Genomic DNA, 24432 nt, shown 5'->3' with positions numbered 1-24432 from the left:
CCCGGTTAAAGCCGGGCGTTTCTATTTCAACGCATGGCGATAGAGCGGGCGGTAGCGCACGCCCTGCGACGTTGATTCGGAGACGTACAGCACGACGGCGTCGACCGGCCAGTGGATCGCGGCGCCCAGTGTTTCGGCTACCGGCGTGCCTTTGCGCAGCAGTGTCACGTGCGCGGCAAAAGGCTGTGGATCGAAGTCGACTCCTCCATCGGCGAGTGCCTCGCGCAGCGTGTCCGCCAGCACGAGCAAGGAAGGCGATGGCGTGCTGCAACCGAGCCAGACGATGCCGCCGTGTTTGAAGTCGCTGGCGATATCGAGGTCGATGGCGAAGCGGGGGGCGTCGATCCCGGCAATCAACTGGCGCAGGCTTTGTACGGTTTGCACGCTGGCCTGGCCGATAAAGGCGAGGGTCAGATGCAGATTGGCGGTGCTGGTCGGTTTGCCGCCTAGTACTGCGTGCAGTCGATCGCGCTCGGTGGCGATGGCCTTGCGCACCGGCGCTGACGGCGCCAACCCGATGAACAACCTCATGCCCAACCTTGCCGGCGCAGGAAGGTCGCGGTGACGAGGCCGGCATCGTCGGTGAACTCCCCGAGACGGCCGAGGACGGTATCGACGTCCATCAGCGTAAAGCCGGCGACTTCGCCGTCCGTGTTGCGCGGGGTGAAGTCGCCAGGTAGCAGCAGATCGTAGTTGTAGAGCACTTCGTCGTGGATGCCGTCGGGCTCGTTGCGGGTGCTGCGCGAGGTGGTCGATGCGCAAACCCGCCGCGCCAGCTCGACCGGCACGCCGGCTTCTTCCCATAACTCCCGGATGACACAAACATCGGGCACTTCGCCGGCGGCGATACCGCCTGCGGCGAGATTGTCGAGCCGGTTCGGGTCGATTGCCTTGTTTGGACTGCGTCGGCCTGTCCACAGCCGTCGGTCGGCGGCGTAGCCGTTGACGTGCACCGCGCGGCTGGTCAGCCCGAAGCGCCGGAAAGCGCCGCGTTCGAGCTTGAACAGCGGCCGGTTCAGATCGGGCGCGCCGCTGGCGTCGAGGGCGAAGCAGGTGTACGGCTCGTTGCGCCAGCCATGGATCAGCCCGGCAGCGCGCATCGCCAGCGCGGCGCGGCCGAACAGGCTTTCCACTTCTTCGATCGATGAGGTGACGACGAGTTGCGGGCCGTTGTGCACAAAACTCGGCGAGAACGCCTGCAAAAACCGGCCGATCTGCGGTTCAAGCCAGCCGACCGGCTCGTCGAGTACATGCAGCCGCGTCAGGCCGCTGGCATCGAAGCGGGGCTGGCGGGCGAGGTATTCATCCAGGCGTTGATCCATCAGGCGGTCTCGGGCTCGATCAGTAGCTGCACGGCGTCGGCCGCAAAGCGGGTGATGCCGTACTCGATCGGCACGCCGGCGGCATCGACGTAGACGTTTTCGACATAGAGGATGGGCTGGGTCTTGGGCTGCGCCAGCAACTGCGCGGTTTGCGGTCGCGGCATCCTTGCGGTCACGCGGCTCAGCTTGCGGTTGACCTCGGTAATGCCGAACGCCGGCAGCGCATCGGCAATGCGGCCGGTGGCGGCGTAATGCGCATCGAGCCCGGCAAAGCGCGGCAGCGGGAAATACTGAGTGCACACGCCGATCACCCGCGTCTCGACCACGTCGAGCGCATCGATCTGCAAGACGGCGGTACCGGCCGGGATGGCCAGCAGCTCGCACACTTCGTCGCGTGGAATCGTGGTCGCACTCGACTGGATCTGGCTGATGCCCTGGCGCTGCTGATGATCAAGGCTGTGCGAAAAGCGGCTCTTGCGCCCCAGCCGATAGTCGATCAAGTCTTCCTGCACGAAGGTGCCACGGCCTTGCTCGATGCGCACCAGTCCGCGTGCTTCCAGCGCCTGCACCGCGCGGCGTATGGTGTGGCGATTGACGTTGAAACGGCCGGCCAGCTCGATCTCGTTCGGTAGCCGCTCGGCAATCGCCTTGCTGGCGATATCGGCGGCGAGCGTTTGTTCGATTTGCCGCCACAAGGCAACGCCCGATCCCCGTTCGACCTTCATGGTGTGTCCCTAGTGTTCGCATGGTTTGATGCCGCGATGATAGCGAGGTGCTGTTTCATCTAGATGATTCTACGTCTTGCGGTAATCCCGGGGCGCTCCGAGCGTGGTTGCACTGGTAAAATGCACATTTTTCCGCGCAGCTTGGAGTGCCTCATGGCCGTGATCCGCCAGGACGACCTGATCGACAGCGTCGCCGACGCCCTGCAGTACATCAGTTATTACCATCCGAAAGACTATATCCAGGCACTCGGCAAGGCGTACGAACGCGAAGAAAGCCCCGCGGCCAAGGATGCGATCGCACAGATCCTCACCAACAGCCGGATGTGCGCCGAGGGCAAGCGGCCGATCTGTCAGGACACCGGCATCGTCACCTGTTTTGTGCGCGTCGGCATGAATGTGCAGTGGGCCGGCGCGACGATGGGCGTGGCCGACATGGTCAACGAAGGCGTGCGCCGCGCTTACCTGCATCCGGACAACAAGCTGCGCGCGTCCATCCTGATGGACCCGGCCGGCGGTCGCAAGAACACCAAGGACAACACGCCGGCGGTGATCCATTTCGAGATCGTCCCGGGTGATACGGTCGAAATCGACATCGCCGCCAAGGGCGGTGGCTCGGAGAACAAGACCAAGTTTGTCATGCTCAACCCGTCCGATTCGATCGTCGACTGGGTGCTCAAGACCGTGCCGCTGATGGGCGCTGGCTGGTGCCCGCCGGGCATGCTCGGCATCGGCATCGGCGGCACCGCCGAGAAGGCGATGGTGATGGCCAAGGAAGCGCTGATGGAAGAGATCGACATCCATGCGCTGATCGAACGCGGCGCTTCGACCCGTGCCGAAGAGCTGCGCATCGAGCTGTACGAGAAGGTCAACGCGCTCGGTATCGGCGCGCAGGGCCTCGGCGGCCTCGCCACCGTGCTCGACGTGAAGATCAAGGACTATCCGACCCACGCCGCCAGCCTGCCGGTGGCGATGATCCCGAACTGCGCCGCGACGCGCCACGTGCATTTCATCCTCGACGGTTCCGGCCCGGCGCAGCTTGAAGCGCCGAAGCTGGAAGACTGGCCGGACGTGACCTGGACGCCATCGAGCGAATCCACCCGTGTCGATCTGAACACCGTGACGCGCGACGACGTCGCGTCGTGGCAGCCGGGCCAGACGCTGCTGCTGAACGGCAAGATGCTCACCGGCCGCGATGCCGCGCACAAGCGCATGGTCGAGATGCTGAACAAGGGCGAAAAACTGCCGGTCGATTTCACCAACCGCTTCATCTACTACGTCGGCCCGGTCGATCCGGTTCGCGACGAAGTCGTCGGCCCGGCTGGCCCGACCACGGCGACACGGATGGACAAGTTCACCGAGCAGGTGCTGGCCGAGACCGGCTTGCTCGGCATGATCGGCAAGGCCGAGCGCGGCCCGGCCGGGCTCGATGCGATCAAGAAGCACCAGTCGGTCTACCTGATGGCGGTCGGCGGTGCGGCTTATCTGGTGTCGAAGGCGATCAAGGGTTCGCGCGTCGTCGGTTTCGAGGATCTGGGCATGGAAGCGATCTATGAGTTCGATGTCGTCGACATGCCGGTGACGGTGGCCGTGGACAGTGGCGGCACCTCGGTGCACGCGATTGCGCCGAAGGAATGGCAGGCCAGGATCGGCAAAATTCCGCTCGCGACGGTCTGATTTTCCGCCCCGTTCAACAAAACCGGCCTTGTGCCGGTTTTGTTTTTGGGAGGCGCCGGATTGCCGGTCGGCCGCTTTTGCGTGCCATCGGCCGGCTGCCGGCTGGACGGGGCTGCGATACAATCGGGCATCTTCAGGGCGCAGATTGCGCCCGTCTCTTTTTTGGAGGCCACTCATGGCTCATCTCTCGCTCGGCGTGCTCGGCGCTACTTCATCCCTTGGTCAGGCCTTGCTCGAGGTCATTAGCGATAGCCCGCTGCGGCTGGCCGCGCTGTTTCCACTGATCTTGAACGATGAGGAAGGTATGGTCGAATTTCGCGGTGAAGATCATCCGGAATTCAATGTTGAGGATTTCGAGTGGAGCCAGTTGCGCGTACTGGTGAATACGCTGCCGGATGCCAAGGCGGTGCTTGATGAAGCGGCTGCGGCCGGCCTGATCGTGATCGATCTGACCGGTATCAATCCGCCGGGCGGCAAGCTGGCCAAGGGCCAGGTGCTGTCGCTGCCAGATCCGTTTGCGCAGCAACTGGCGACGCTGGTGGCGCCGCTGGCCGAACTGGGCGAAGTCACCCAAGTCACCGCGACCGGTTTGCTGGCGGTATCGACCGAAGGCCAGGCCGGCATCGATGCACTGTCGGGGCAGACGCGGGCGCTGTTCGCGCAAACCGAACACGAAACCGCCGTTTACCCGAAGCGAATCGCCTACAACGTGCTGGGCGGGTTTGGCGTGCCGGATGAAGGCGGTGCGACGCCTGAGGAAAATGCCGCGCTGGCGCTGCTGAAAAAACAACTGCCCGGCGACAGTGTGATCGACGTCAGCTGCGTGCGCACGCCGCACTTCTTCGGCCACGGTGCCAGCCTGACCGTGCGTTATGCCGCGCCGGTCGAGCAAGACGCGATCGTTGCCGCGCTGAAGGGCGGCGAGCGGGTATTCATGCTGCAAGTCGCGGGTGAGGCCGGCATCGCCGCCAGCCAGGATGCCGTGGGCGGCGACAAGGTCTGGGTCAGCCGGCTTCGTTTCGCCGCCGACGGCCGTGGCGTGACGCTGTGGAGCGTCGCCGACAACACCCGCTTGCCGGCGTTGGCGGTGCTGCAGTTGCTGACCCTGATCGCCGCCAAAGAGTAAACGCCATGCTGCCGCCGATCTCGCATCGCATTGCCCAAGAACTGGCCTGCCGGCCGGCGCAAGTGGATGCCGCCATCCAGTTGCTCGACGACGGTGCCACCGTGCCCTTCGTGGCACGTTACCGCAAGGAAGTCACCGGCGGGCTGGACGATACCCAGCTGCGTACGCTGGATGAACGCTTGGGCTATCTGCGTGAGCTGGAAGACCGGCGCGCCACGGTGATCGCCAGCGTTGATGAGCAAGGCAAGCTGACGCCGGCGCTGCGCGTGCAATTGCAGGATGCCGACAACAAGCAACGGCTCGAAGACCTGTATCTGCCGTACAAGCCCAAGCGTCGTACCAAGGCGCAGATTGCCCGTGAAGCCGGCTTGGCACCGCTGGCCGAGGCGCTGCTGGCCGATCCTGACTTGAATCCGGAGCAGGTGGCCGCGCGTTTCATCGGCGCTGACGTGGCCGATGCCAAGGCGGCGCTCGACGGCGCACGGGCGATCCTGATGGAGCAGTTCGGCGAGGATGCCGAACTGATTGGCGGCTTGCGTGATTACTTGAAAAACAACGGCGTGGTTAAAACGGCCGTGCTCGAAGGCAAGGCGGACGAGGGCGCCAAGTTCGCCGACTACTTCGATTACGAGGAAGCGCTGGCCAAGATGCCGTCGCATCGGGTGCTGGCGGTGCTGCGCGGCCGGGCCGAGGGTGTATTGGGCTTTAACCTGCTGTTGCCGAGTGACCTTGATCCTGCGGCCAAGACGGCGGGGCCGGGCGTGTGCGAGCTGCGCATTGCCAAACGGTTCGGCATCGATAACCGGGGTCGTGCTGCGGACAAATGGCTCGCCGATACGGTGCGGCTGACGTGGCGGGCGAAGATTTTTCCGAGTCTGGAGACGGAGCTGGTTGGTGATGTGCGTCAGCACGCCGAGCTGGATGCAATCCGGGTCTTCGCCAGCAACCTCAAGGACTTGCTGCTGGCGGCACCGGCCGGCCCGCGCGTGACCATGGGGCTAGATCCCGGCTTGCGTACCGGGGTGAAAGTCGCGGTTGTGGACGAGACCGGCAAGTTGCTCGATACCGCGACGATTTACCCGCACGAACCACGGCGGGACTGGAGCGGTGCGCTGGCGACGCTGGAAAAACTCGCAACTAGGCATAAGGTTGCACTGATCGCCATCGGTAACGGCACCGCCAGCCGCGAAACCGACAAACTGGCCGGCGAGTTGATCAAGCAACTACCGGCGCTCAACACGAGCAAGCTGGTGGTGTCCGAGGCAGGCGCATCGGTGTACTCGGCGTCGGCCTTGGCAGCCAAGGAGTTTCCCGAGCTCGACGTCAGCCTGCGCGGCGCGGTATCGATCGCCCGGCGCTTGCAGGATCCGCTGGCCGAACTGGTCAAAATCGATCCAAAGTCGATCGGCGTCGGTCAGTATCAGCATGATGTGAATCAGGGCCAACTGGCGCGCTCGCTCGATGCGGTGGTCGAGGACTGTGTCAATGCCGTGGGCGTCGATGTGAATACCGCGTCGGTGGCGCTGCTCAACCGCGTTTCGGGCTTGAGTGCGACGCTGGCGGCCAATATTGTCCAGTACCGCGATGCCAACGGCGCTTTTGCCGATCGCAAGGCGCTACTCAAGGTGCCACGGCTGGGTGAAAAAGCCTTCGAGCAGGCGGCGGGTTTTTTGCGGGTGATGAACGGCAAGAATCCGCTGGATGCGTCGGCGGTGCACCCGGAGTCATATCCACTGGTTGAGAAAATCGTCGCCAGGGTGCAGAAAAGCGTCAAGGCGCTGATCGGCGATGCGCCCTTGCTCAAGCAGCTGAATCCGGGCGATTTCACCGATGCGCAATTTGGCGTGCCAACGGTCAAGGATATTCTGGCCGAGCTGGAAAAACCGGGGCGCGATCCGCGGCCGGAATTCAAAACCGCGCACTTTGCCGATGGCGTCGAGGATCTGAAAGATTTGCGTCCGGAGATGGTGCTCGAAGGCGTGGTGACCAATGTCACCGACTTTGGTGCCTTCGTCGATATTGGCGTGCATCAGGATGGATTGGTGCATATCTCGGCGCTGGCCAGCCGCTTCGTCAAAAACCCGCGCGAAGTCGTCAAGGCGGGTGATGTGGTCAAGGTCAAGGTGCTGGAAGTCGATCTGAAGCGGCGGCGTGTGGCGCTGACGATGCGTTTGGGTGATGCGGCCAAAGAAGAGGTAGGCGAGGCAGCACCAGCGAGGCGTAAAGCCCCGGCTGTGAGCTCAGCGCCAACGGGAGGCGCGATGGCATCGGCGCTGGCCGGACTCAAGCTCAAACGCTGATGAGTTGATGAAAAAACGGGGGGCATGGCTCCCGTTTTCGTTTCCCGCTACACCCCTGGCTCATAAAAAAACCGGGCATCGCAAGATGTCCGGTTTGAGACCTATGTGTACTGCGGGTAAAGCTTAGAAGTCGGTACGCAGGCCGACCGACAGCGCGTAGCCGTCCTGATTGGCGTATTCCGGCGTCAACGACCCCGAGGCGTTCTTGAACTTGCCCTTGGAATCGTTATCCACGTTCACCAGGTAGGTGTAGAAGCGGGTTTGCTTGGTCGCGTAGTACACCAGACCCAGCGAAGCTTGTGCGCCGCTGGCATCGGTCACGCCCAGTTGCTCGTCCGACAAGGCGTACACGCCCTGGACTTCGAACTTGCCGAACTTGTAGTTACCGACAACGGCGTAGTTTTCCCAGTCGCTGCTGGTCTTGCCGTCGTCGCTGTTGACGTGTTCCCAGCCGGCGCCCAGTTGCAGGCCGAAGTCGAACTTGTAGCCCAGCGCCAGGTTGGTCGCCCAGGTGGCGGCGCCGCTGGTGGCGGCGGTGATGCTGTTGTCGGCATTGCTGATGCCGGTGGCTTGCGCGAAGGTACGATCCTTGGCGTAGAAGCCACCCAGACCGCCGACGAAGCCGTAGCCGCTATACAGCGCCGCAGCGGTGTAGACCGGTGCATTGGTGCTGGTTTGTGCGTTCTGGTCAACGCCCCACGAGCCGCGAACCTGGAAGCCGCTGAACACCGGCGAATCGTAGCTCACCGAGTTTTGCAGGCGGCTGTTGAGCTGGGCGAACACGGCGCCCTTGCCCTTGAAGTCGGCGGTATCGGCATAGTTATCGAACAGGCTCGACAGATCCGACGAAGTCAGCAGCGTCTTGTAGGCGCTGTCGTAGTTACCGAAGCGCACGGTACCCCAGTCGCCCTGCCAGCCGCCGAAGGTGTTACGGCCGCCCCAGGTGGTGTTGCCAGTGCCGCCATTGCCCGAGGTCTTGATGGCCGATTCGATCTGCCAGATCACCTTGCCGCCGATGTCGAGCTTGTCCGAACCCTTGAAGCCGAAGCGGGACGATTGGTCGATCAGCTGGACTTCGCCACGGTAATCCTTGCCGCCGGCGTCCTTCAGTTGATCGTATTCGAGCGATTCGCGGATCGAACCGTAGACGGTGACTTCGGCAGCTGCGAACTGCGCCAGGAATGCAGCGCCAAGCGCTGCGGCGATCAGGGTCTTCTTCATTACTTCACTCTCCTGTTGCGGATAAGAGGCCGTGTGTAGCTGGCCTGTACTGTTGCCGTGTCTGGTGCCGATTCTTGTGAAAGCGGCGCAAGCGAGTGCACGGCGATTTGAAAAACAAAGGCAAGGCGCATCTTGCTTACATGGTGCGTCTATATTTCTTGCCGTTTTCAGTACAGGCAGTCTACGAGGCGATTATGTATTTCACATTACAAATCGCCCTGATTGATCCGCAGGGGAGAGTGTGTCTATCAGGCGTAAAACAAGCTGTGGAGCGCTTCTCCGGGCGATGGCTGGCGCATGAACGCTTCACCGACAAGGAAGGTGTTGACGTTGTTTTGTTGCATTAATGCAACATCTTGTGTGGCGAGAATGCCGCTCTCGGTCACGACAATGCGGTCCTGCGGAATATGTTTGAGCAGTCCGAGCGTGGTATCGAGGCTGACCTCGAAGGTGCGTAGGTTACGGTTGTTGATGCCGACCAGCGGCGTTGTCAGCTCGAGCGCGGCGTCGAGTTCGGCGCCATTGTGAACCTCGACCAGTACCGACATGCCCAGTGCGTGGGCGATGGCTTCGAAGTCCTTCATCTGCGTGAGCGGCAGTTCGGCGGCGATGAGCAGAATGCAATCGGCACCCCAGGCACGGGCTTCGAACAACTGGTACTCGTCGACCATGAAGTCCTTGCGCAGCGCCGGCAAGGCGCAAGCGCCGCGCGCGGCCTTGAGGTAATCCTCATGGCCCTGGAAATACTGGGCATCGGTCAGCACCGATAGGCAGGCTGCGCCATGTTTGGCGTAATCGGCTGCGTGTTCGGCCGGCTGGAAGTCGGCGCGGATCACGCCCTTGGAAGGGCTGGCTTTCTTGATTTCGGCGATGATGCCGGGCTGGCTGGCGGCATGCTTGGCGCGAATGGCCGCGACGAAATCGCGATGATCGTTATTGGCCTCGGCTTGGGCGCGAATCTCGTTCAGCGGGATCAGTTTGCGGGCGGTGGCGACTTCATCGTGTTTGGTCGCCCAGATTTTCTTGAGGATGTCAGACATGCGGGTCGGCCTGCTTAGTTTGCGTAAGGTTGGGTGAAACGCACCAGTGCTTCGAGTTGCTTGCGCGCGGCGCCGCTGGCCAGTGCTTCGTGGGCGGCGTTGATGCCGTCTTCGAGCGTCACGGCGATATTGGCCGTGTAGATTGCCGCACCGGCGTTCAGCAGCACGATATCGCGCGCCGGGCCGGCCTCGTTGGCCAATACACGGTGAATGATGTCGGCCGATTGTTGCGCATTGTCGGCATGCAGCAGGCCGATGTCGCACCGCTCGAAACCGTACTCGCGCGGGTCGATTTCGTATTCGATGATGTCGCCGTCCTTGAGCTCGGCGACAAAGGTCTTGCCCGAGAGGGTGATCTCGTCGAGCCCGTCGCTGCCGTGCACGATCATCACGTGCTTGGAGCCGAGCTGCTTGAGCACGCGTGCCTGGATGCCGACGAGGTCGGGGTGGAACACGCCCATCAACTGGTTGTCGGCGCCGGCCGGGTTGGTCAGCGGGCCGAGGATGTTGAAAATGGTCCGCACACCGAGTTCGCGACGGATCGGCGCGACGTATTTCATTGCCGGATGATGGTTCGGCGCGAACATGAAGCCGAGGCCGACTTCATCGATGCAGGCGCCGACCTGTTCAGGCGTCAGGTTCAGGTGCACACCGAGCGTTTCCAGCACATCGGCCGAGCCGCTGCTGGAGCTGACCGAGCGGCCGCCATGCTTGGCGACCTTGACCCCGGCAGCCGCGGCGACAAAGGCCGAGCAGGTCGAGATATTGAAGGTGTGCGCGCCATCGCCGCCGGTGCCGCAGGTATCGACCAGGTGACGCCTGTCCTTGACGTCGACCTTGCTGGAAAACTCGCGCATCACCGTCGCGGCGGCGGCGATCTCGGACACGCTTTCGACCTTGGTGCGCAGACCCATCAGCAGCGCGGCGGTCTGCACCGGCGTCATTTCGCCGGTCATGATCTGCCGCATCAGGTAGACCATCTCGTCGAAGAACAATTCGTTGCTGTAGATCAGCCGGTTCAGCGCGGCCTGGATGGTAATCATGGGGCTTATCCTGAAATCAATTCATGTAGAAGCGGGACAGCTCGTCGGCGCGGCGTCTATCCATATCGATCCGGCAGGTTTGCATTGCCACGGCAGCGATCGAGCCGCCGAAAAACGATGCGCCGGCCCAGGCGCAATGCGCGCTGCGGTAGGCCGCATAGGCGGCCACATCGGTCTCGAACGTCGACAACGCTTGGCTGGCCGGGGTTGTTTGCTCCAGTCGCCGCATTGCTGCGCGTGCCGCGGCCTCGGCGTTGAGCCGATCGCGTACGGCACCGGTTTCAAGCTGACCGAGGCACTGGCTCAGTTCGGCCCGGTTGCTGCTGCGCTGATCGCACTCGCTGATCGCTGGCGGCGACGGCTCGGCGTGGACCAAGCCGGCGATCAGCAGCAGCGATAGCAGGGCGGAGCGCATCAGGCCCACTCTTTGAGGAAGTTATCCAGCATCTGGTGGCCGTGCTCGGTCAGGATCGATTCGGGATGGAACTGCACGCCTTCGATCGGCAGCGTCTTGTGGCGCACGCCCATGATTTCACCGTCGGCGGTCCAGGCGGTGACGTCGAGGCAATCGGGGCAGCTTTTGCGCTCGATCGCCAACGAGTGATAGCGCGTCACGGTAAATGGCGACGGCAAATCCTTGAATACGCCGACACCGGTATGTTCGATCGGCGACACCTTGCCGTGCATCAGCGTCTTGGCGTGGATGATCTTGCCGCCGAAGGCTTCGCCTATCGCCTGATGGCCAAGGCAGACGCCGAGAATCGGCAGCTTGCCGGCGAAATGACGGATCGCCGCCACCGAAACGCCGGCTTCTTTCGGCGAGCACGGCCCCGGCGAAACCACCAGATACTTGGGTTTGAGTGCCTCGATTTGCTCAAGGGTGATTTCGTCGTTGCGGTAGACGTGCACGTCCTGACCGAGTTCGCCGAAATACTGGACGATGTTGTAGGTAAACGAGTCGAAGTTATCGATCATCAAGAGCATGGGGAATTCCTTTGAATCTGTATGCAGGGCAGTCGGCGGGACGCGGGTCAGGCCTTCAGGCGTCGAGGCCGGCTTGCACGAGTTCGGCGGCGCGCAGCACCGCGCGGGCCTTGTTCAGCGTTTCCTGCCATTCGCTTTCGGGTACCGAGTCGGCAACGATGCCGGCGCCGGCCTGCATATACAGCGTTTCATTCTTGACCACGGCGGTGCGTAGCGCGATCGCCACGTCCATGTCGCCATTGAAGCCGAGGTAGCCGACCGCGCCGGAGTAGATGCCGCGCTTGCTCGGCTCGAATTCGTCGATGATTTCCATCGCCCGCACCTTGGGTGCGCCGGAGACGGTGCCGGCGGGGAAGGTGGCCTTGAGCACGTCGATATTCGACAGCCCCGGTTTGAGCGTGCCTTCAACGCTGGAGACGATATGCATCACGTGCGAGTAGCGCTCGATCATCATCTTGTCGACGAGCTTGACCGAGCCGGTGGTGGCGACGCGGCCGGTGTCGTTGCGGCCGAGGTCGATCAGCATCACGTGCTCGGCGATTTCCTTGTGGTCGGCCAGCAGCTCGGTTGCCAGCGCTTCGTCCTGCTCGCGGGTCTTGCCGCGCGGGCGGGTACCGGCGATCGGCCGCACCGTCACCGTGTCGCCTTCAAGGCGAACAAGGATCTCCGGCGAGGCACCGACGATGTGCATGTCGCCGAAATGGTAGAAGAACATATACGGCGACGGGTTGATCGAGCGCAGTGCCCGGTACAGCGCCAGCGGATCCTGATCGAACGGCATGCTCATCCGTTGCGACAACACCACCTGCATCACATCGCCTTCGGTGATGTAATTCTTGGCGCGGACTACGGCGTCCTTGAACGCAGCCTCACCAAACTCCGATTGCGCGCCGGTCTGGTGCTTGGCCGGGCCCGAGAGCGGCAGCTTGGCTGGCTCGCGCAGTTTCATGCGCAGTTCCGCCAACCGCGCTTCGGCGTGGTCGTAGGCCTCCGGATGTTCGGTGTTGGCGTAGACGACCAGATAGAGCTTGCCCGAGAGGTTGTCGACGACGGCGAGTTCCTCGGACAGCAGCAACTGGATGTCCGGCAGGCCGAGCACATCGGGTTTGCTACAGGCGGCGAGTTTTTTCTCGATATAGCGGATCGTGTCATAGCCGAAATAGCCGACGAGCCCGCCCATGAAGCGTGGCATGCCGGCCGGTACGGCGGCCTTGAACTGTTTCTGATACTCGGCGATGAAATCGAGCGGATTGCCGTCATGGCTGGCGATCACCCGGTCATCATGGATGACCTCGGTGCGCAGGCCGCTGACCTTGAGTCGGGTGCGTGCCGGCAGGCCGATAAACGAGTAACGGCCGAAACGTTCGCCACCGACGACCGATTCGAGCAGATAGGAATAGGGGCGATTGGCAAGCTTGAGGTAGACCGACAGCGGGGTGTCAAGGTCGGCGTACAGCTCAAGAATAACGGGAATGCGGTTGTAGCCTTGGCGAGCCAAAGCCGCGAATTCATCGCGCGTGATCATGGAAACTCCAAACGAAAGGTCAGAAAAGGGCCGGGCGGCTGGTAGCGGTTACCAGCGGCGCCATCGCCATTCGAGCCAGATTTCTTTGGAGTGAAACGCCATGATCGGGAGTCGTCGATTGTGCCTTGGGAAGGCCTTGTATCTTGCCGAAAGCACTAGCCCGGGTCAACCGCAGCGGCGCGGCTGACTCGGGCCGGACTCAGTTGCCGGCGTTATTCAGGCAATGGCTCTCCCTTGGGCCAGAGCAGCCATAACTTGCCAGGCTGCTTCATCTTGCCGGCGAGCTCACCGGCGGCATCGCCCTTGCCCCAGAAAAAGTCGGCACGAACCTGGCCACGAATGGCGCCGCCGGTGTCTTGCGCGGCGGCGAGGCGGGTCAGCGTGCTGCCGTCCGGGCGGGTGGTGTCGATCAGCATCGGCGCACCGGCCGGAACATGCTTGACGTCGACGGCGAGGCTGTAGCCCGCCGTAAGCGGCACGCCGAACGAGCCGATCGGGCCTTCGTCGCTGTCGGGCATCGTGCGGAAGAACACATAACTCGGGTTGCTGGCCAGCAGTGCGCCGACCTTGGCCGGGTTAGCGCGTGCCCAGGCCCGGATCGACTGCATGCTGACGTCGGCAGGTTTGAGTTGCCCCTGCTCGATCAGCCATTTGCCGATCGCACGATATGGCCAGCCATTCTGATCGGCATAACCAAGGCGCAGCTCACGACCGTCGGCGAGTTTGACCCGGCCCGAACCCTGGACTTGTAGAAACTGCAGGTCCATCGGATCTGGCAGCCAGGCAAGTACCGGCGCATCGAGCTTGCCGCTGGCGGCGAATTTGCTGATCTCGGCCGCATCCGAGTACGGCTTGAGCGTCTTGCCAGCGAGCCGGCCGCGCAGGCGCTTGCCCTTGAGTTCGGGATAAACGCTGTCGAGCGCGACGGTGATCATGTCGTTGGGCGGGCCGTAAACCGGCACCGGTGTCTTGCTGCTGCGACTCAGGCTGCCGGCGTAGACCGGCTCGTAATAACCGGTGATCAGGCCCTGGCTGCTGCCGTCGGCGTTGCGCAACATCAGCGGCACGAAACGTGTGGTGAGGAAGGCGCGAACACTGCCGGCATCGTTCGGCACGCGTGCGGCATCGCTGCACAGCGCGGCCCAACGGGTCTGTTTTTGCAACCGCGAGCAGCCGCGCTGCCAGGCGGCAAAGCCGGCGAGCCAGTCAGCATCGCTCACGGCCGGGAGTGCGGCCCAGCCTGCTGGCTGATACGGCGCCATGTCGGCCGCTACGGGAGGGGCCACTACCGGAAGTGCCGGCGCGGTCGGGGCGGGCTCCGCTTTGGGTGGCGGTGGCGGGACGGTGCTGCAGGCGGCGAGAAGGAGGGCTGCTGCGGTGCCGAGCAGCCGGAGTGCGGGTGTTGGGATTCGGGTCATCAGGGCGTATCGGGTTTGGGGTCTATGCCCTTTTTGAAGGCTTGTAGACCGGCTTTCTGCATTTCCAGCGTTTTGACGGTCATTTGCAACATGCCGACCTGCATGCTCAACCATTGCTCGATCGTGCGCATTTCGACGATCTTGCGGTCGATCTCTTCTTCGGTCAGCGGAGGCAGGAAGGGGTTGGGGGTGGCGCCCGGATTCAGAAACTGCTTGAAGAAACCGAACGGATCTTGCGGGGATTCACTCATGGCGGACTCCGAGAAGGCACCGTAGGGCTTACGGTGCGGCCCCGGGAGGGGCCGCTGCCGATTTTAGACCTTTGCGGCTGCTTGTACCGCAGCAAGTGCAGCCATGTTCACCAGACGACGCACCGAGGCGGTCGGCGTCAGGATGTGGGCCGGCTGGGCGAGCCCCAGCAGGATCGGGCCGATGGTGACGCCGTCACCGGCGGTCATCTTCAACAGGTTGAACGAGATGTTCGCGGCGTCCAGGTTCGGCATGATCAGGAGATTGGCGTCACCCTTGAGCGTCGATTGCGGGAACACCTGCTGGCGCAGCTCGGTCGAGAGTGCGGTGTCGCCATGCATCTCGCCGTCGATTTCCAGCTCCGGTGCGCGCGCGCGAACCAGCTCGAGCGTGTGGCGCATCTTCTTCGCCGACGGCGTATTCAGCGTGCCGAAGCTCGAATGCGACAGCAGCGCGACCTGCGGCTGGATGCCGAAGCTGCGCACGGTGTCGGCGGCCATCAGAGTGATCTCGGCCAGCTGCTCGGCGTTGGGCTCCTGATTCACATAGGTATCGGAAATGAAGATGTTGCCGGTCGGTAGCAGCAGCGCATTCATTGCCGCGGTGGTGGTTGCACCGTCCTGCAGGCCGAGCACGTTCTGCAAATACCAGTGATGGCGATGGTACTGGCCGTGCGTACCGCAGATCATCGCGTCGGCTTCGCCGCGCTTGACCATCAGCGCGCCGATCAAGGTCGTCTTGCTGCGGACTTCGGCCTGCGCCAGTTCTTCCGATACACCCTTGCGCATCATCAGCGAGTGATACAGCGTCCAGTATTCGCGATAGCGCGGATCGTTTTCCTGGTTGCACAGCTCGAAATCGACGCCGGGACGAATGCGTAGGCCGAGTTTTTCGATCCGGCTTTCGATCACGCTCGGACGGCCGATCACGATCGGGAAGCACAGGCCGAGGTCGATGACTTCCTGCACCGCGTGCAGCACGCGTTGGTCTTCGCCTTCGCAGAACACCACGCGCTTCTTGGCCTTGCGGGCGGCCGAGAAGACCGGGCGCATGAAGAGGTTGGATTTGTAGACGAACTGAGTCAGTTCTTCGATGTAGACGCCGAAGTCTTCGATCGGGCGGGTTGCCACGCCGGCTTCCATCGCCGCACGGGCGACGGCCGGGGCGATCTTGATGATCAGGCGCGGGTCGAATGGCTTGGGAATCAGGTACTCGGGGCCGAAGGTGATGTTTTCGTCGGCATAGGTATCGGCAACCACATCCGACTGCTCGGCCATCGCCAGTTCGGCAATCGCGTTCACCGCGGCGTGCTTCATGCTCTCGGTGATCGTCGTCGCGCCAACGTCGAGCGCGCCGCGGAACATGAACGGGAAGCACAGCACGTTGTTGACCTGGTTCGGGTAGTCCGAACGGCCGGTGCAGACGATCGCGTCCGGGCGCACGGCCTTGACGTCGGGCGGCGAGATTTCCGGATCAGGGTTCGACAGGGCAAGGATCAGCGGATGGTCGGCCATGCTCTTGGCCATGTCCTGCGACATCACGCCGGGGCCGGACAGGCCGAGGAACACGTCGGCACCGGCAATCACTTCTTGCAGCGTGCGCAGTTCGGTATCGCGAGCGTAGCGCTGTTTGGTTTCATCGAGGTTGATCCGGCCGCTATGGATCACTCCCTTGGAATCACAGACGAAGACGTTCTCGCGCTTCACGCCCAGCGAAACCAGCAGGTCAAGGCAGGCAATCGCAGCAGCGCCGGCGCCGGAGGCGACCAGCTTCACGTCGTCGATTTTCTTGCCGATCAGTTTCAGACCGTTCTTGACCGCCGCGCCGACAATGATCGCCGTGCCGTGCTGGTCGTCGTGGAAAACCGGAATGTTCATGCGCTCGCGCAGCTTCTGCTCGACGTAGAAGCACTCGGGCGCCTTGATGTCTTCAAGGTTGATACCGCCGAAGGTCGGTTCGAGCGAGGCGATGATCTCGACCAGTTTTTCCGGGTCTTTCTCTTCGATTTCAATGTCGAACACATCGATGCCGGCGAACTTCTTGAACAGCACGCCCTTGCCTTCCATCACCGGCTTGCCGGCCAGCGGGCCGATGTCGCCAAGGCCGAGCACGGCGGTGCCGTTGGTGATCACCGCAACGAGGTTGCCGCGCGCGGTCATATTGCGCGCCTCGGCCGGATCTTCGACGATCGCCATGCAGGCGTAGGCCACGCCCGGCGAGTAGGCCAGGGCGAGTTCACGCTGGCTCGATAGCCCCTTGGTCGGTGCGACCTGGATCTTGCCCGGCTTCGGATAGCGATGGTAATCGAGTGCTTTGCGTTTGAGTTCTTCGTCCATGTGTTTCTCCGTTGTGCCGGATACGCAAGCGTTCCGGTCTGTTCGAGGCGGTGAGCGATGTTGTGATGCTGGGCGTGACGACATGCGATGGCAAGCTAGGGTTTTGCCGGATGCGGGATACGCTTAGTCTCTGAGCTTACCATTTTTGAAAGTTTAAATGACACGGGCCGGACTTTGCAGTCCGGCCCGTTGCCGTATCAAAAGCGGATCTTTACCGCCTCATTGCCCAACCAGCTTTGCAACTCGGCGATCAAGGCATCGTGCAGCGTCACGCGCCAATTGATGCCGAGCCGCAAGGCGCAGCGCGCGCCGCTACTGCGATAATCGATCTCGATCGCGCAAGCGCCACCGCCGTGCGTTGCCAAGAGCGCCGACAACCGGGCAGGATCGGCATTGCCATTGATCAGCAGGTTGAGTGATTTGGCGAAGTGGCTGCGTGCCTCGGCGACATCCATCACCGCATCGGCGATGATGCGCAGGCCGCCGGAGAAACGATCCTCGCTGACCTTGCCGGCGACCACCAGCAGCGTGTCGTCCTTGAGCTTGGTGCGATGGGCTTCGAATACTTCCGAGTACAGTGCGACCTCGACTCGGGCCTTGCCATCGTCGAGCTGCAAAAACGCCATCCGGCCACGATCGCCGTTCTTGATCCGCAGTCCGCCGACGATACCGGCGAGGTACTGGATGTCGCGCTTGGGTTCGAGCCGGTCGAGCCGGGTCTTGATCAGGCCATTCAGATCCCTGGCGTGCGCATCGAACGGATGCCCCGAGAGATAGTGACCAAGCGCGGTTTTTTCCTCGGCCAGCTTGATCTTGTCATCCCAGCGCGGCACCTCGATCGGTTCGACCGTGGGCACGTTGGCCGGCTCGAACACATCGAACAACGAACACTGGTTGGCGTTGGCCGCTTCGGTTTCGGCGAGCTTCATCGCCTGCTCGACATTGGCCAGCAGCCGGGCGCGGTGATCGTCGATCGCGTCGAACGCACCGCCGCGGATCAGCGCTTCCAGCACGCGCTTGTTGACTTCCTTCTTGTCGGTGCGGCGGCAGAAGTCGTACAGATCCTTGAACGGGCCGTTGGCCGTACGCTCGGTGATGATCTGCTCAACCGCGCCCTGGCCTACGCCCTTGATCGCACCGAGCGCGTAGCGAATCTGCTGCTTACCCATCGGTACGAAGCGGTAGACGCTTTCGTTCACGTCCGGCGGCAGCATGATCAGCCGGTTCTTTTCGACGCAATCGTCGTAGAAAATCTTCAGCTGATCGGTGTTGTCGAGTTCCGAACTCATCGTCGCCGCCATAAAGGCGGCCGGGTAGTGCGCCTTGAGCCAGGCGGTGTGGTACGACACCACCGCATAGGCGGCGGTGTGCGACTTGTTGAAGCCGTACTCGGCGAACTTGGCCATCAGGTCGAACAGCATTTCGGCCAGCGCCGGATCGTAGCCCTTGGTCGCGGCGCCGGCGGCGATTTTCTCGCGATGCTCGGCCATTTCCTCAGGCTTTTTCTTGCCCATGGCGCGCCGCAGCATGTCGGCGCCGCCGAGCGTGTAACCGCCGATGATCTGCGAGATCTGCATCACCTGCTCTTGATACACGATCACGCCGTAGGTCGGTTCGAGGCAGCGCTCCAGATCGGGGTGGAAGTAGTCGGGGACCTCCAGACCTTTCTTGCGGTTGATGAAGGTGTCGACCATGCCCGAACCGAGCGGGCCCGGACGATACAGCGCCAGCACGGCGATGATGTCTTCGAAACGGTCGGGCTGCAGTTTTTCCAGCAGCCGCTTCATTCCGTCCGATTCAACCTGGAACACCGCGGTGGTGTTGGCGTCGCGGAAGACCTGATACGCGGCCTGATCTTCAAAGCCCAGGCTCATCAGGTCGGGGCGCTCGCCGGTTTGCTGTTCAATGTACTGCAGCGCCAGCTCGATGATCGTCAGGTTGCGCAGACCCAGAAAGTCGAATTTCACCAGCCCGATTGATTCGACATCGTCCTTGTCGAGCATCGACACCGGCGACGCATCCACCGCACTGGCCTGATACACCGGGCAGAAGTCGGTGATCTGGCCCGGCGCGATCAACACGCCGCCGGCGTGCATGCCGATATTGCGGGTCATGCCTTCAAGCTTGAGCGCGAGTTCCCACAGCTCCTTGACTTCATCCTCGTTGCGAACGCGCTCGGCCAGCTCCGGCACCATTTCGACCGCGTCGTCGAGACTGAAATGCTTGCCCGGCGCGGCCGGAATCATTTTCGACAGCCCGTCGCAGAACATATATGGCAGATCAAGCACGCGGCCGACGTCGCGCACCACCGCCTTGGCGGCCATGGTGCCGAAGGTGGCGATCTGGCTGACGGCTTCGGCGCCGTATTTTTCGCGCACGTATTCGATCACACGCCAGCGGTTGTCCTGGCAGAAGTCGATGTCGAAGTCGGGCATCGATACCCGTTCCGGGTTCAGGAAACGCTCGAACAGCAGCGCGTACGCGGTCGGGTCGATGTCGGTAATGCCGAGCGAGTACGCGACCAGCGAACCGGCGCCCGAACCCCGCCCCGGACCGACCGGGCAGCCGTTTTGCTTCGCCCAGACGATAAAGTCGGCCACGATGAGAAAGTAGCCGGGAAAGCCCATCTGGACGATGGTGTCGGTTTCAAATTTGAGCCGGTCAAGGTAGCGGGGGCGCTCGGCATCGCGCTGGGCTTGATCCGGGTACAGCAGCGTCAGCCGGTCTTCGAGCCCTTCCTTGGCCAGATGCACCAGATAATCATCCAGCGTCATGCCGTCCGGGGTCGGGAAATCCGGCAGGTAGTTCTTGCCTAGCGTGACCGAGAGATTGCACCGCTCGGCAATCGCGACGCTATTGGCCAGCGCTGCGGGCAGATCGGCGAACAGCTCGGCCATTTCGGCCGGGCTTTTGAAATACTGTTCTTCGGTGAAGTTTTTCGGCCGGCGTTTGTCGGCGACCATATAGCCTTCGGCAATGCAGGTTCGCGCCTCGTGGGCCTTGAAATCATCGGGTGCCATGAACTGGATCGGGTGTGTGGCCACCACCGGTAGATCAAGGTCGGACGCCAGATCGAGCTGGCCCTGGACGCAGGGCTCGCAATCGGCATGACCGCTACGCTGCAATTCCAGATAAAAGTTGCCGGCAAATTGCGCCGCCCACCACTGCGCGGCAGCTTGGGCTGCTTCGTAGTTGCCGTTGAGTAGCGCCTGACCGATTTCGCCCAGATGCGCGCCGGACAAACACAGCAGGCCGGTGTTGTCGCCCTCGGCCAGCCATTCCTTGCGCAGTTCGGCGCGGTCGCGGTACTGGTTGTCGCGATAGGCGCGCGTCAGCAGCTCGCACAGGCGTCCGTAGCCTTCGCGGTTGCGCGCCAGCAGCAAAATGCGCGAGGGTTTGTCACGGTCGTTCTCGTTCTCCATCCAGGCATCCAGGCCGATGATGGGTTTGATCCCGGCCGAACGGCAGGCCTTGTAATGTTTGACCAGACCGAACAGGTTCATCAGGTCCGAGACGCCCAGTGCGGGCATACCCAATGATTTGGCGCGTTTCACCGCATCATCCAGGCGGACGATGCCATCGGTGACGGAGAACTCGGAGTGCAGGCGGAGGTGGATGAAGGCAGGCTGATTCATCGCGCCATTCTAGCATCCAGTGGGGGTGAGGTCGTCGGTCTGCGGCGCAGAGGCCAGGCGGGAAAAGTGGCCGTTTCATCTGCGTGGAGAGCGATGTGCGATCTTTTTTGTGCGGCGCACAAAAAAGAACTTGACGTGTCCCGGAGTGCTAACCAGAATGGGCTCATAATGTTGCAGTGCACAAAGGAGAAATACCCATGTTCAACGTCGCTAAGTTTGCCGAAATCAACCAAGCCAACCTCGAAAAATCCCTGCGCCTGAGCCAGATCGCTCTGGGTGGTGTCGAACGTCTCGTTAACCTGCAGCTCGGCATTGCCCGTGACCTGCTGGCCGAGAACGTCGAAACCGCCAAGACGCTGTCCGAAGTCAAGGATGTGCAGGGTCTGGTGAATCTGCAACGCCAACTGGCGCAGCCGTCGATCGAAAAAACCATCAGCGTTGCTCGCACCGTGTTCGATGCGGCCAGCGCCACGCAGCACGAACTGAGCGCGCTGGTTGAAGAACAAGTGCTGTCGTTCAACAAGGATCTGGTGGGTACGCTCGACACCGCGATCCAGAATGCACCGGCTGGTACCGGCGCGGCTGTGAGCGCACTGCGCAGTGCGGTTGAAACCGCCAGCAATGCCTATGATGCCGTTGCCAAGACCACGCAAAAGCTGGCTAGCGACTTTGTCGAAGCCACGACCAGCGGTGCCGAACAAACCGTCAAGGCTGCTGCTCGCAAGGCGACTGCCTGATTGATCGGATGTGGTTGTAGCGTTCGCGAGAACGCTTGCTAAAAGAGCCGCCTTTTGAGGCGGCTCTTTCTATTTGACGATCCAGAAATCAGCTTGGCGCGGCCGGCGCAACCGCTGGCAAACTAAGCAGCATATGCGCCAGTGTCGTCGCCGGTGCCATGAGGCCATGAGGCTGATCGGGCAGGACCTGTTGCAGTGGCGCGGGAATGGGATGAGCCGGCTCGAACGGCAGGTTTTCAACCAAGCCGAGATAGTGTGCCGCATGCTCGCGCGTCTGGTTAAGCGTGCTTTGGGTGAGGCATTGCCAGATGGCTGGATCGTAGGCCCATTGCGCACTGCTCGTGCCGCCGAGCCAGCCGAGAATGGCGAGCGATTGATGCTGCCATCGCTGCAACAGGGCAGCGATAAAGGCCCCTGCACTGGCATTGCCAAGATGCAGCCAGGCGCGAGGCCTTGATGGTGATAGCGCATCAAGTAGTCGCGTAGCCGCTTGAACCGCACCGCTCGGGCCGCCGGCGCCGATCATCCAGCCATGCTGCCGTGCCTGTTGCGGGTCACCATGCGCGACCATATCCACGAGTGGCACATGTTCGCCAAGGCGGCACCGCCATTGTGAAAAATCATCGAGGTTGACGTTGATCAGCACGATCACGCCGGCGGCGTGCAGGTCTGCGGATGCGGGTGGCGCAGCGAGCGAAAACCAGCTGATCCCGCCCGCGAAACGTTCTTCAGTACGGGCCCGGAGCAGGTCGATCAGCGTTGGCGGCGCCAGAACCAGAATGGAAGGCGCCACCGGCAATCAGCTTTGGCAGTTGTTGACGAGCAGTTTGAGCCCATCAACGTCGTGCAATTCGATCAGCCGGTTTTGTACCTTGATCAGGCCTTGATCCTGGAACTTGGACAGCGTGCGGCTGACTGTTTCAAGTTTTAGGCCAAGGTAGCTGCCGATTTCCTCACGCGTCATGCGCAGGTGAAAACTCATCGACGAATACCCGCGTACCTGGAACCGTTGCGACAGATTCAGCAGGAAGGCCGCGATGCGTTCTTCGGCTTTCATATTGCCCAGCAAGAGCATGACGCCGTGATCGCGGACGATTTCCCGACTCATCACCCGATAGAAATGGCGCTGCAGCACCGGAACCTTGCGTGACAGCGCTTCCATCTCTTCGAAGGGAAGTTCGCACACTTCGCTGTCTTCCAGGGCGACGGCGTCGCAGGTGTAATGATCGGCGCTGATGGCATCCATGCCCATCAGCTCGCCGCTCATGTGAAAGCCGGTGACCTGTTCACGGCCATCTTCAGATACCACGCTGGTCTTGAAGAAGCCGACGCGAACCGCGTACAGCGCACGAAAAGGTTCGCCGGCCCGGTATAGCGCTTCGCCGCGCTTGATCGGCTTGCCCTGGCCGATCAGTTCGTCGACTTGCTTCATTTCCTCAGCGCTCAACTCATTGGGCAGGCAGAGTTCGCGCAAGCTGCAGTTCGAGCAGGCTTGGCGCAGTTGTTTGAAGGTGATATCGCGAGACTGAAGGGCTTGTTGCATGGCGGCGCTCAGCTGGTAGGTGGGCAATGACGGCGGGCTGACCGATTACCGTTAGCCGGATAATTGGGTATTGATCGCCATCAAGATTGCATACGTTGATTATCGGCAAGCTTGCGTTAGAGCACAACCGAGCAAAATACCACCAGGCGCCCACAATGACACATCAACAAATCGAATTTGACCGTGCGCTGATCCAGCGGCACGACGGCAAGGGGCCGCGATACACATCGTACCCGACTGCAGACCGTTTCGGCGCAATGGCGCCCGGGAATTATCTTGGTCGACTGGCGCAGTTGCAACCGGGAACGCTCACCCATCCCTTGTCGCTGTATTTTCACATTCCGTTCTGCGACACCATTTGCTACTACTGCGCCTGTAACAAGATCATTACCAAGGATCGCAGCCGCGCCGAACGCTATCTGGATTATCTTGAGCAAGAAATGGATCTGCAGTGTGCGGTGCTGCCGTACAAGCCCCGCGTCAAACAATTGCATTTTGGCGGCGGCACGCCGACTTTCCTCTCGGATGTGCAGTTCGAACGGTTGATGACGGCGATACGTGCTCGTTTCGAACTTGAGCCGCAGGGCGAGTTCTCGATCGAAATCGATCCGCGCAAGGTATCGGTTCAGACGGTGCAGTTGCTTGCAAGGCTGGGACTGAACCGGATGAGTGTCGGGGTGCAGGATTTCGATCCCGCTGTGCAGCAGGCAGTAAACCGGGTGCAGAGCGAGGCAGAAACCCGGGCGGTCATCGATGCCGCGAGGGCATCCGGGTTTCGTTCGATCAATCTTGACCTGATCTACGGGCTGCCGCTGCAAACGCCGACTCGTGTGCATGACACCTTGGCGCGGGTGATCGATATCCGGCCGGAGCGTATTGCACTCTACAATTACGCGCATATGCCGACGCGATTCATGCCGCAACGGCGGATCAACGACCATGATCTGCCTTCGGCCGAGGTCAAGCTCGATATCCTGCAGGCGAGCATCGAGCAGTTGCTGGCGGCCGGCTACCTTTACATCGGTATGGATCACTTTGCGCTGCCCGACGATGAGCTCGCGGTGGCGCAGCGCCACGGCCGGCTGCACCGCAACTTTCAAGGCTACTCGACCCATGCCGATTGTGATCTGATGGCCTTTGGCGTTTCGGCCATCGGCAAGGTCGGGCCGTCGTATGTGCAGAATCACAAGGCGCTGGATGAATACTATGCGGCGCTGGATGCGCACATCCTGCCGGTGGAACGCGGGATCGCGCTTAATCGCGATGATCTGCTGCGCCGCGCCATCATTCAGTCGCTGATGTGTCAGTTCGAGGTGGTGTTCCAGCCTTTTGAAATTGCCTACCTGATTGATTTTTCCGAGTACTTTGCGGAAGAATTGCGCACGCTTGCCGCTCTGGAGGTCGACGGTCTGGTGAAGGTCGATCGCCATCGTATTGCCGTTACCCCGAGGGGGCGGTTGTTGGTGCGTTCGGTTGCGATGGTTTTCGATCACTATCTGGGCACTGCGGAGACATCGGCGGGCTATTCCAAATTGATCTGATTTTTCTGCCGGG

Annotated in this window: 20 protein-coding genes; 5 read left to right on the top strand and 15 right to left on the bottom strand. The window is 61.9% G+C overall.

The features are described from left to right. Positions 1–21: 21 nt before the first annotated feature. The 3 genes from thpR to phnF are packed head-to-tail and all read right to left on the bottom strand — an operon-like array spanning position 22 to position 2047. Positions 22–531: an RNA 2',3'-cyclic phosphodiesterase gene (gene thpR / locus JLC71_RS06180; RefSeq protein ID WP_200917880.1), complete on the bottom strand. Its 510-nt coding sequence runs from the start codon at positions 529–531 to the stop codon at positions 22–24. Beyond that, complete coding sequence (locus tag JLC71_RS06175; protein WP_200917879.1) at positions 528–1322, bottom strand: NUDIX hydrolase; 795 nt, start codon at positions 1320–1322, stop codon at positions 528–530. Before JLC71_RS06175 ends, thpR begins: the two co-directional genes overlap by 4 nt. Continuing rightward, on the bottom strand, positions 1322–2047 hold the full coding sequence (gene phnF / locus JLC71_RS06170) for a phosphonate metabolism transcriptional regulator PhnF (protein ID WP_200917878.1): 726 nt from the start codon (positions 2045–2047) through the stop codon (positions 1322–1324). The genes JLC71_RS06175 and phnF overlap by 1 nt, the downstream gene beginning before the upstream one ends. Before the next feature lie 153 nt (positions 2048–2200). On the opposite strand from phnF, the gene JLC71_RS06165 reads away from it, so the two are divergent. The 3 genes from JLC71_RS06165 (at position 2201) to JLC71_RS06155 (ending at position 7147) form a co-directional block, all read left to right on the top strand. Continuing rightward, positions 2201–3721: a fumarate hydratase gene (locus JLC71_RS06165; RefSeq protein WP_200917877.1), complete on the top strand. Its 1521-nt coding sequence runs from the start codon at positions 2201–2203 to the stop codon at positions 3719–3721. Positions 3722–3896: 175 nt separating this feature from the next. Next, positions 3897–4847 carry an Asd/ArgC dimerization domain-containing protein gene (locus JLC71_RS06160; RefSeq protein WP_200917876.1) on the top strand — a complete coding sequence of 317 codons (951 nt, stop codon included), beginning with the start codon at positions 3897–3899 and terminating at the stop codon, positions 4845–4847. A gap of 5 nt (positions 4848–4852) precedes the next feature. Beyond that, the gene (locus JLC71_RS06155) at positions 4853–7147 is read left to right on the top strand and encodes a Tex family protein (protein ID WP_200917875.1); all 2295 of its coding nucleotides are present in this window, start codon (positions 4853–4855) and stop codon (positions 7145–7147) included. Between the two features lie 123 nt (positions 7148–7270). Here JLC71_RS06155 and JLC71_RS06150 read toward each other — a convergent pair whose 3' ends face one another. The 10 genes from JLC71_RS06150 to dnaE all read right to left on the bottom strand — a co-directional run bounded on the left by JLC71_RS06150 (position 7271) and on the right by dnaE (position 20598). Then, entirely contained in the window at positions 7271–8368 is a 1098-nt protein-coding gene (locus tag JLC71_RS06150; RefSeq protein ID WP_200917874.1) for a porin, read from the bottom strand. 248 nt (positions 8369–8616) lie between these two features. Further along, the gene (gene trpC / locus JLC71_RS06145) at positions 8617–9408 is read right to left on the bottom strand and encodes an indole-3-glycerol phosphate synthase TrpC (protein WP_200917873.1); all 792 of its coding nucleotides are present in this window, start codon (positions 9406–9408) and stop codon (positions 8617–8619) included. Positions 9409–9422: 14 nt separating this feature from the next. Then, positions 9423–10451 (bottom strand): anthranilate phosphoribosyltransferase, encoded by a 1029-nt coding sequence (trpD, locus tag JLC71_RS06140; protein ID WP_200917872.1) that lies wholly within the window; start codon positions 10449–10451, stop codon positions 9423–9425. 16 nt (positions 10452–10467) lie between these two features. After that, complete coding sequence (locus tag JLC71_RS06135) at positions 10468–10866, bottom strand: lysozyme inhibitor LprI family protein (protein ID WP_200917871.1); 399 nt, start codon at positions 10864–10866, stop codon at positions 10468–10470. Beyond that, the gene (locus tag JLC71_RS06130; RefSeq protein WP_200917870.1) at positions 10866–11435 is read right to left on the bottom strand and encodes an aminodeoxychorismate/anthranilate synthase component II; all 570 of its coding nucleotides are present in this window, start codon (positions 11433–11435) and stop codon (positions 10866–10868) included. The genes JLC71_RS06135 and JLC71_RS06130 overlap by 1 nt, the downstream gene beginning before the upstream one ends. A 55-nt stretch (positions 11436–11490) precedes the next feature. Next, positions 11491–12960 (bottom strand): anthranilate synthase component I, encoded by a 1470-nt coding sequence (gene trpE / locus JLC71_RS06125; protein ID WP_200917869.1) that lies wholly within the window; start codon positions 12958–12960, stop codon positions 11491–11493. Positions 12961–13172: 212 nt separating this feature from the next. Further along, positions 13173–14222, bottom strand: a complete 1050-nt coding sequence (gene mltA, locus JLC71_RS06120) for a murein transglycosylase A (RefSeq protein WP_236251005.1) — start codon at positions 14220–14222, stop codon at positions 13173–13175. A 155-nt stretch (positions 14223–14377) separates the two neighbouring features. Continuing rightward, positions 14378–14629 carry a PhaM family polyhydroxyalkanoate granule multifunctional regulatory protein gene (locus JLC71_RS06115; RefSeq protein ID WP_200917867.1) on the bottom strand — a complete coding sequence of 84 codons (252 nt, stop codon included), beginning with the start codon at positions 14627–14629 and terminating at the stop codon, positions 14378–14380. A 63-nt stretch (positions 14630–14692) separates the two neighbouring features. Continuing rightward, positions 14693–16963, bottom strand: a complete 2271-nt coding sequence (locus JLC71_RS06110; protein WP_200917866.1) for an NADP-dependent malic enzyme — start codon at positions 16961–16963, stop codon at positions 14693–14695. Between the two features lie 197 nt (positions 16964–17160). Continuing rightward, a complete protein-coding gene (dnaE, locus tag JLC71_RS06105; RefSeq protein WP_200917865.1) occupies positions 17161–20598 on the bottom strand; it encodes a DNA polymerase III subunit alpha in 3438 nt (1145 codons plus the stop codon). Between the two features lie 197 nt (positions 20599–20795). Between dnaE and JLC71_RS06100 the strand changes: the two genes are divergently transcribed. Continuing rightward, positions 20796–21335: a phasin family protein gene (locus JLC71_RS06100; RefSeq protein ID WP_200917864.1), complete on the top strand. Its 540-nt coding sequence runs from the start codon at positions 20796–20798 to the stop codon at positions 21333–21335. 88 nt (positions 21336–21423) lie between these two features. Here JLC71_RS06100 and JLC71_RS06095 read toward each other — a convergent pair whose 3' ends face one another. Next, positions 21424–22128 (bottom strand): hypothetical protein, encoded by a 705-nt coding sequence (locus JLC71_RS06095; RefSeq protein WP_200917863.1) that lies wholly within the window; start codon positions 22126–22128, stop codon positions 21424–21426. Positions 22129–22134: 6 nt separating this feature from the next. Further along, on the bottom strand, positions 22135–22878 hold the full coding sequence (gene fnr / locus JLC71_RS06090) for a fumarate/nitrate reduction transcriptional regulator Fnr (protein WP_200917862.1): 744 nt from the start codon (positions 22876–22878) through the stop codon (positions 22135–22137). A 155-nt stretch (positions 22879–23033) separates the two neighbouring features. Between fnr and hemN the strand changes: the two genes are divergently transcribed. Next, the gene (hemN, locus tag JLC71_RS06085) at positions 23034–24419 is read left to right on the top strand and encodes an oxygen-independent coproporphyrinogen III oxidase (RefSeq protein WP_200917861.1); all 1386 of its coding nucleotides are present in this window, start codon (positions 23034–23036) and stop codon (positions 24417–24419) included. Positions 24420–24432: the final 13 nt, after the last annotated feature.

The sequence above is a fragment of the Jeongeupia sp. HS-3 genome, from assembly GCF_015140455.1.
Taxonomy (GTDB): domain Bacteria; phylum Pseudomonadota; class Gammaproteobacteria; order Burkholderiales; family Chitinibacteraceae; genus Jeongeupia.
The sequence above is the reverse complement of the archived record's forward strand: the minus strand, read 5'-3'. Positions and strand labels throughout refer to the sequence as shown.

Coding starts and splice junctions, on each gene's coding strand:
- thpR (WP_200917880.1), bottom strand. CDS start 531: ATGAGGTTGTTCATCGGGTTGGCGCCGTCAGCGCCGGTGCGCAAGGCC.
- JLC71_RS06175 (WP_200917879.1), bottom strand. CDS start 1,322: ATGGATCAACGCCTGGATGAATACCTCGCCCGCCAGCCCCGCTTCGAT.
- phnF (WP_200917878.1), bottom strand. CDS start 2,047: ATGAAGGTCGAACGGGGATCGGGCGTTGCCTTGTGGCGGCAAATCGAA.
- JLC71_RS06165 (WP_200917877.1), top strand. CDS start 2,201: ATGGCCGTGATCCGCCAGGACGACCTGATCGACAGCGTCGCCGACGCC.
- JLC71_RS06160 (WP_200917876.1), top strand. CDS start 3,897: ATGGCTCATCTCTCGCTCGGCGTGCTCGGCGCTACTTCATCCCTTGGT.
- JLC71_RS06155 (WP_200917875.1), top strand. CDS start 4,853: ATGCTGCCGCCGATCTCGCATCGCATTGCCCAAGAACTGGCCTGCCGG.
- JLC71_RS06150 (WP_200917874.1), bottom strand. CDS start 8,368: ATGAAGAAGACCCTGATCGCCGCAGCGCTTGGCGCTGCATTCCTGGCG.
- trpC (WP_200917873.1), bottom strand. CDS start 9,408: ATGTCTGACATCCTCAAGAAAATCTGGGCGACCAAACACGATGAAGTC.
- trpD (WP_200917872.1), bottom strand. CDS start 10,451: ATGATTACCATCCAGGCCGCGCTGAACCGGCTGATCTACAGCAACGAA.
- JLC71_RS06135 (WP_200917871.1), bottom strand. CDS start 10,866: ATGCGCTCCGCCCTGCTATCGCTGCTGCTGATCGCCGGCTTGGTCCAC.
- JLC71_RS06130 (WP_200917870.1), bottom strand. CDS start 11,435: ATGCTCTTGATGATCGATAACTTCGACTCGTTTACCTACAACATCGTC.
- trpE (WP_200917869.1), bottom strand. CDS start 12,960: ATGATCACGCGCGATGAATTCGCGGCTTTGGCTCGCCAAGGCTACAAC.
- mltA (WP_236251005.1), bottom strand. CDS start 14,222: ATGGCGCCGTATCAGCCAGCAGGCTGGGCCGCACTCCCGGCCGTGAGC.
- JLC71_RS06115 (WP_200917867.1), bottom strand. CDS start 14,629: ATGAGTGAATCCCCGCAAGATCCGTTCGGTTTCTTCAAGCAGTTTCTG.
- JLC71_RS06110 (WP_200917866.1), bottom strand. CDS start 16,963: ATGGACGAAGAACTCAAACGCAAAGCACTCGATTACCATCGCTATCCG.
- dnaE (WP_200917865.1), bottom strand. CDS start 20,598: ATGAATCAGCCTGCCTTCATCCACCTCCGCCTGCACTCCGAGTTCTCC.
- JLC71_RS06100 (WP_200917864.1), top strand. CDS start 20,796: ATGTTCAACGTCGCTAAGTTTGCCGAAATCAACCAAGCCAACCTCGAA.
- fnr (WP_200917862.1), bottom strand. CDS start 22,878: ATGCAACAAGCCCTTCAGTCTCGCGATATCACCTTCAAACAACTGCGC.
- hemN (WP_200917861.1), top strand. CDS start 23,034: ATGACACATCAACAAATCGAATTTGACCGTGCGCTGATCCAGCGGCAC.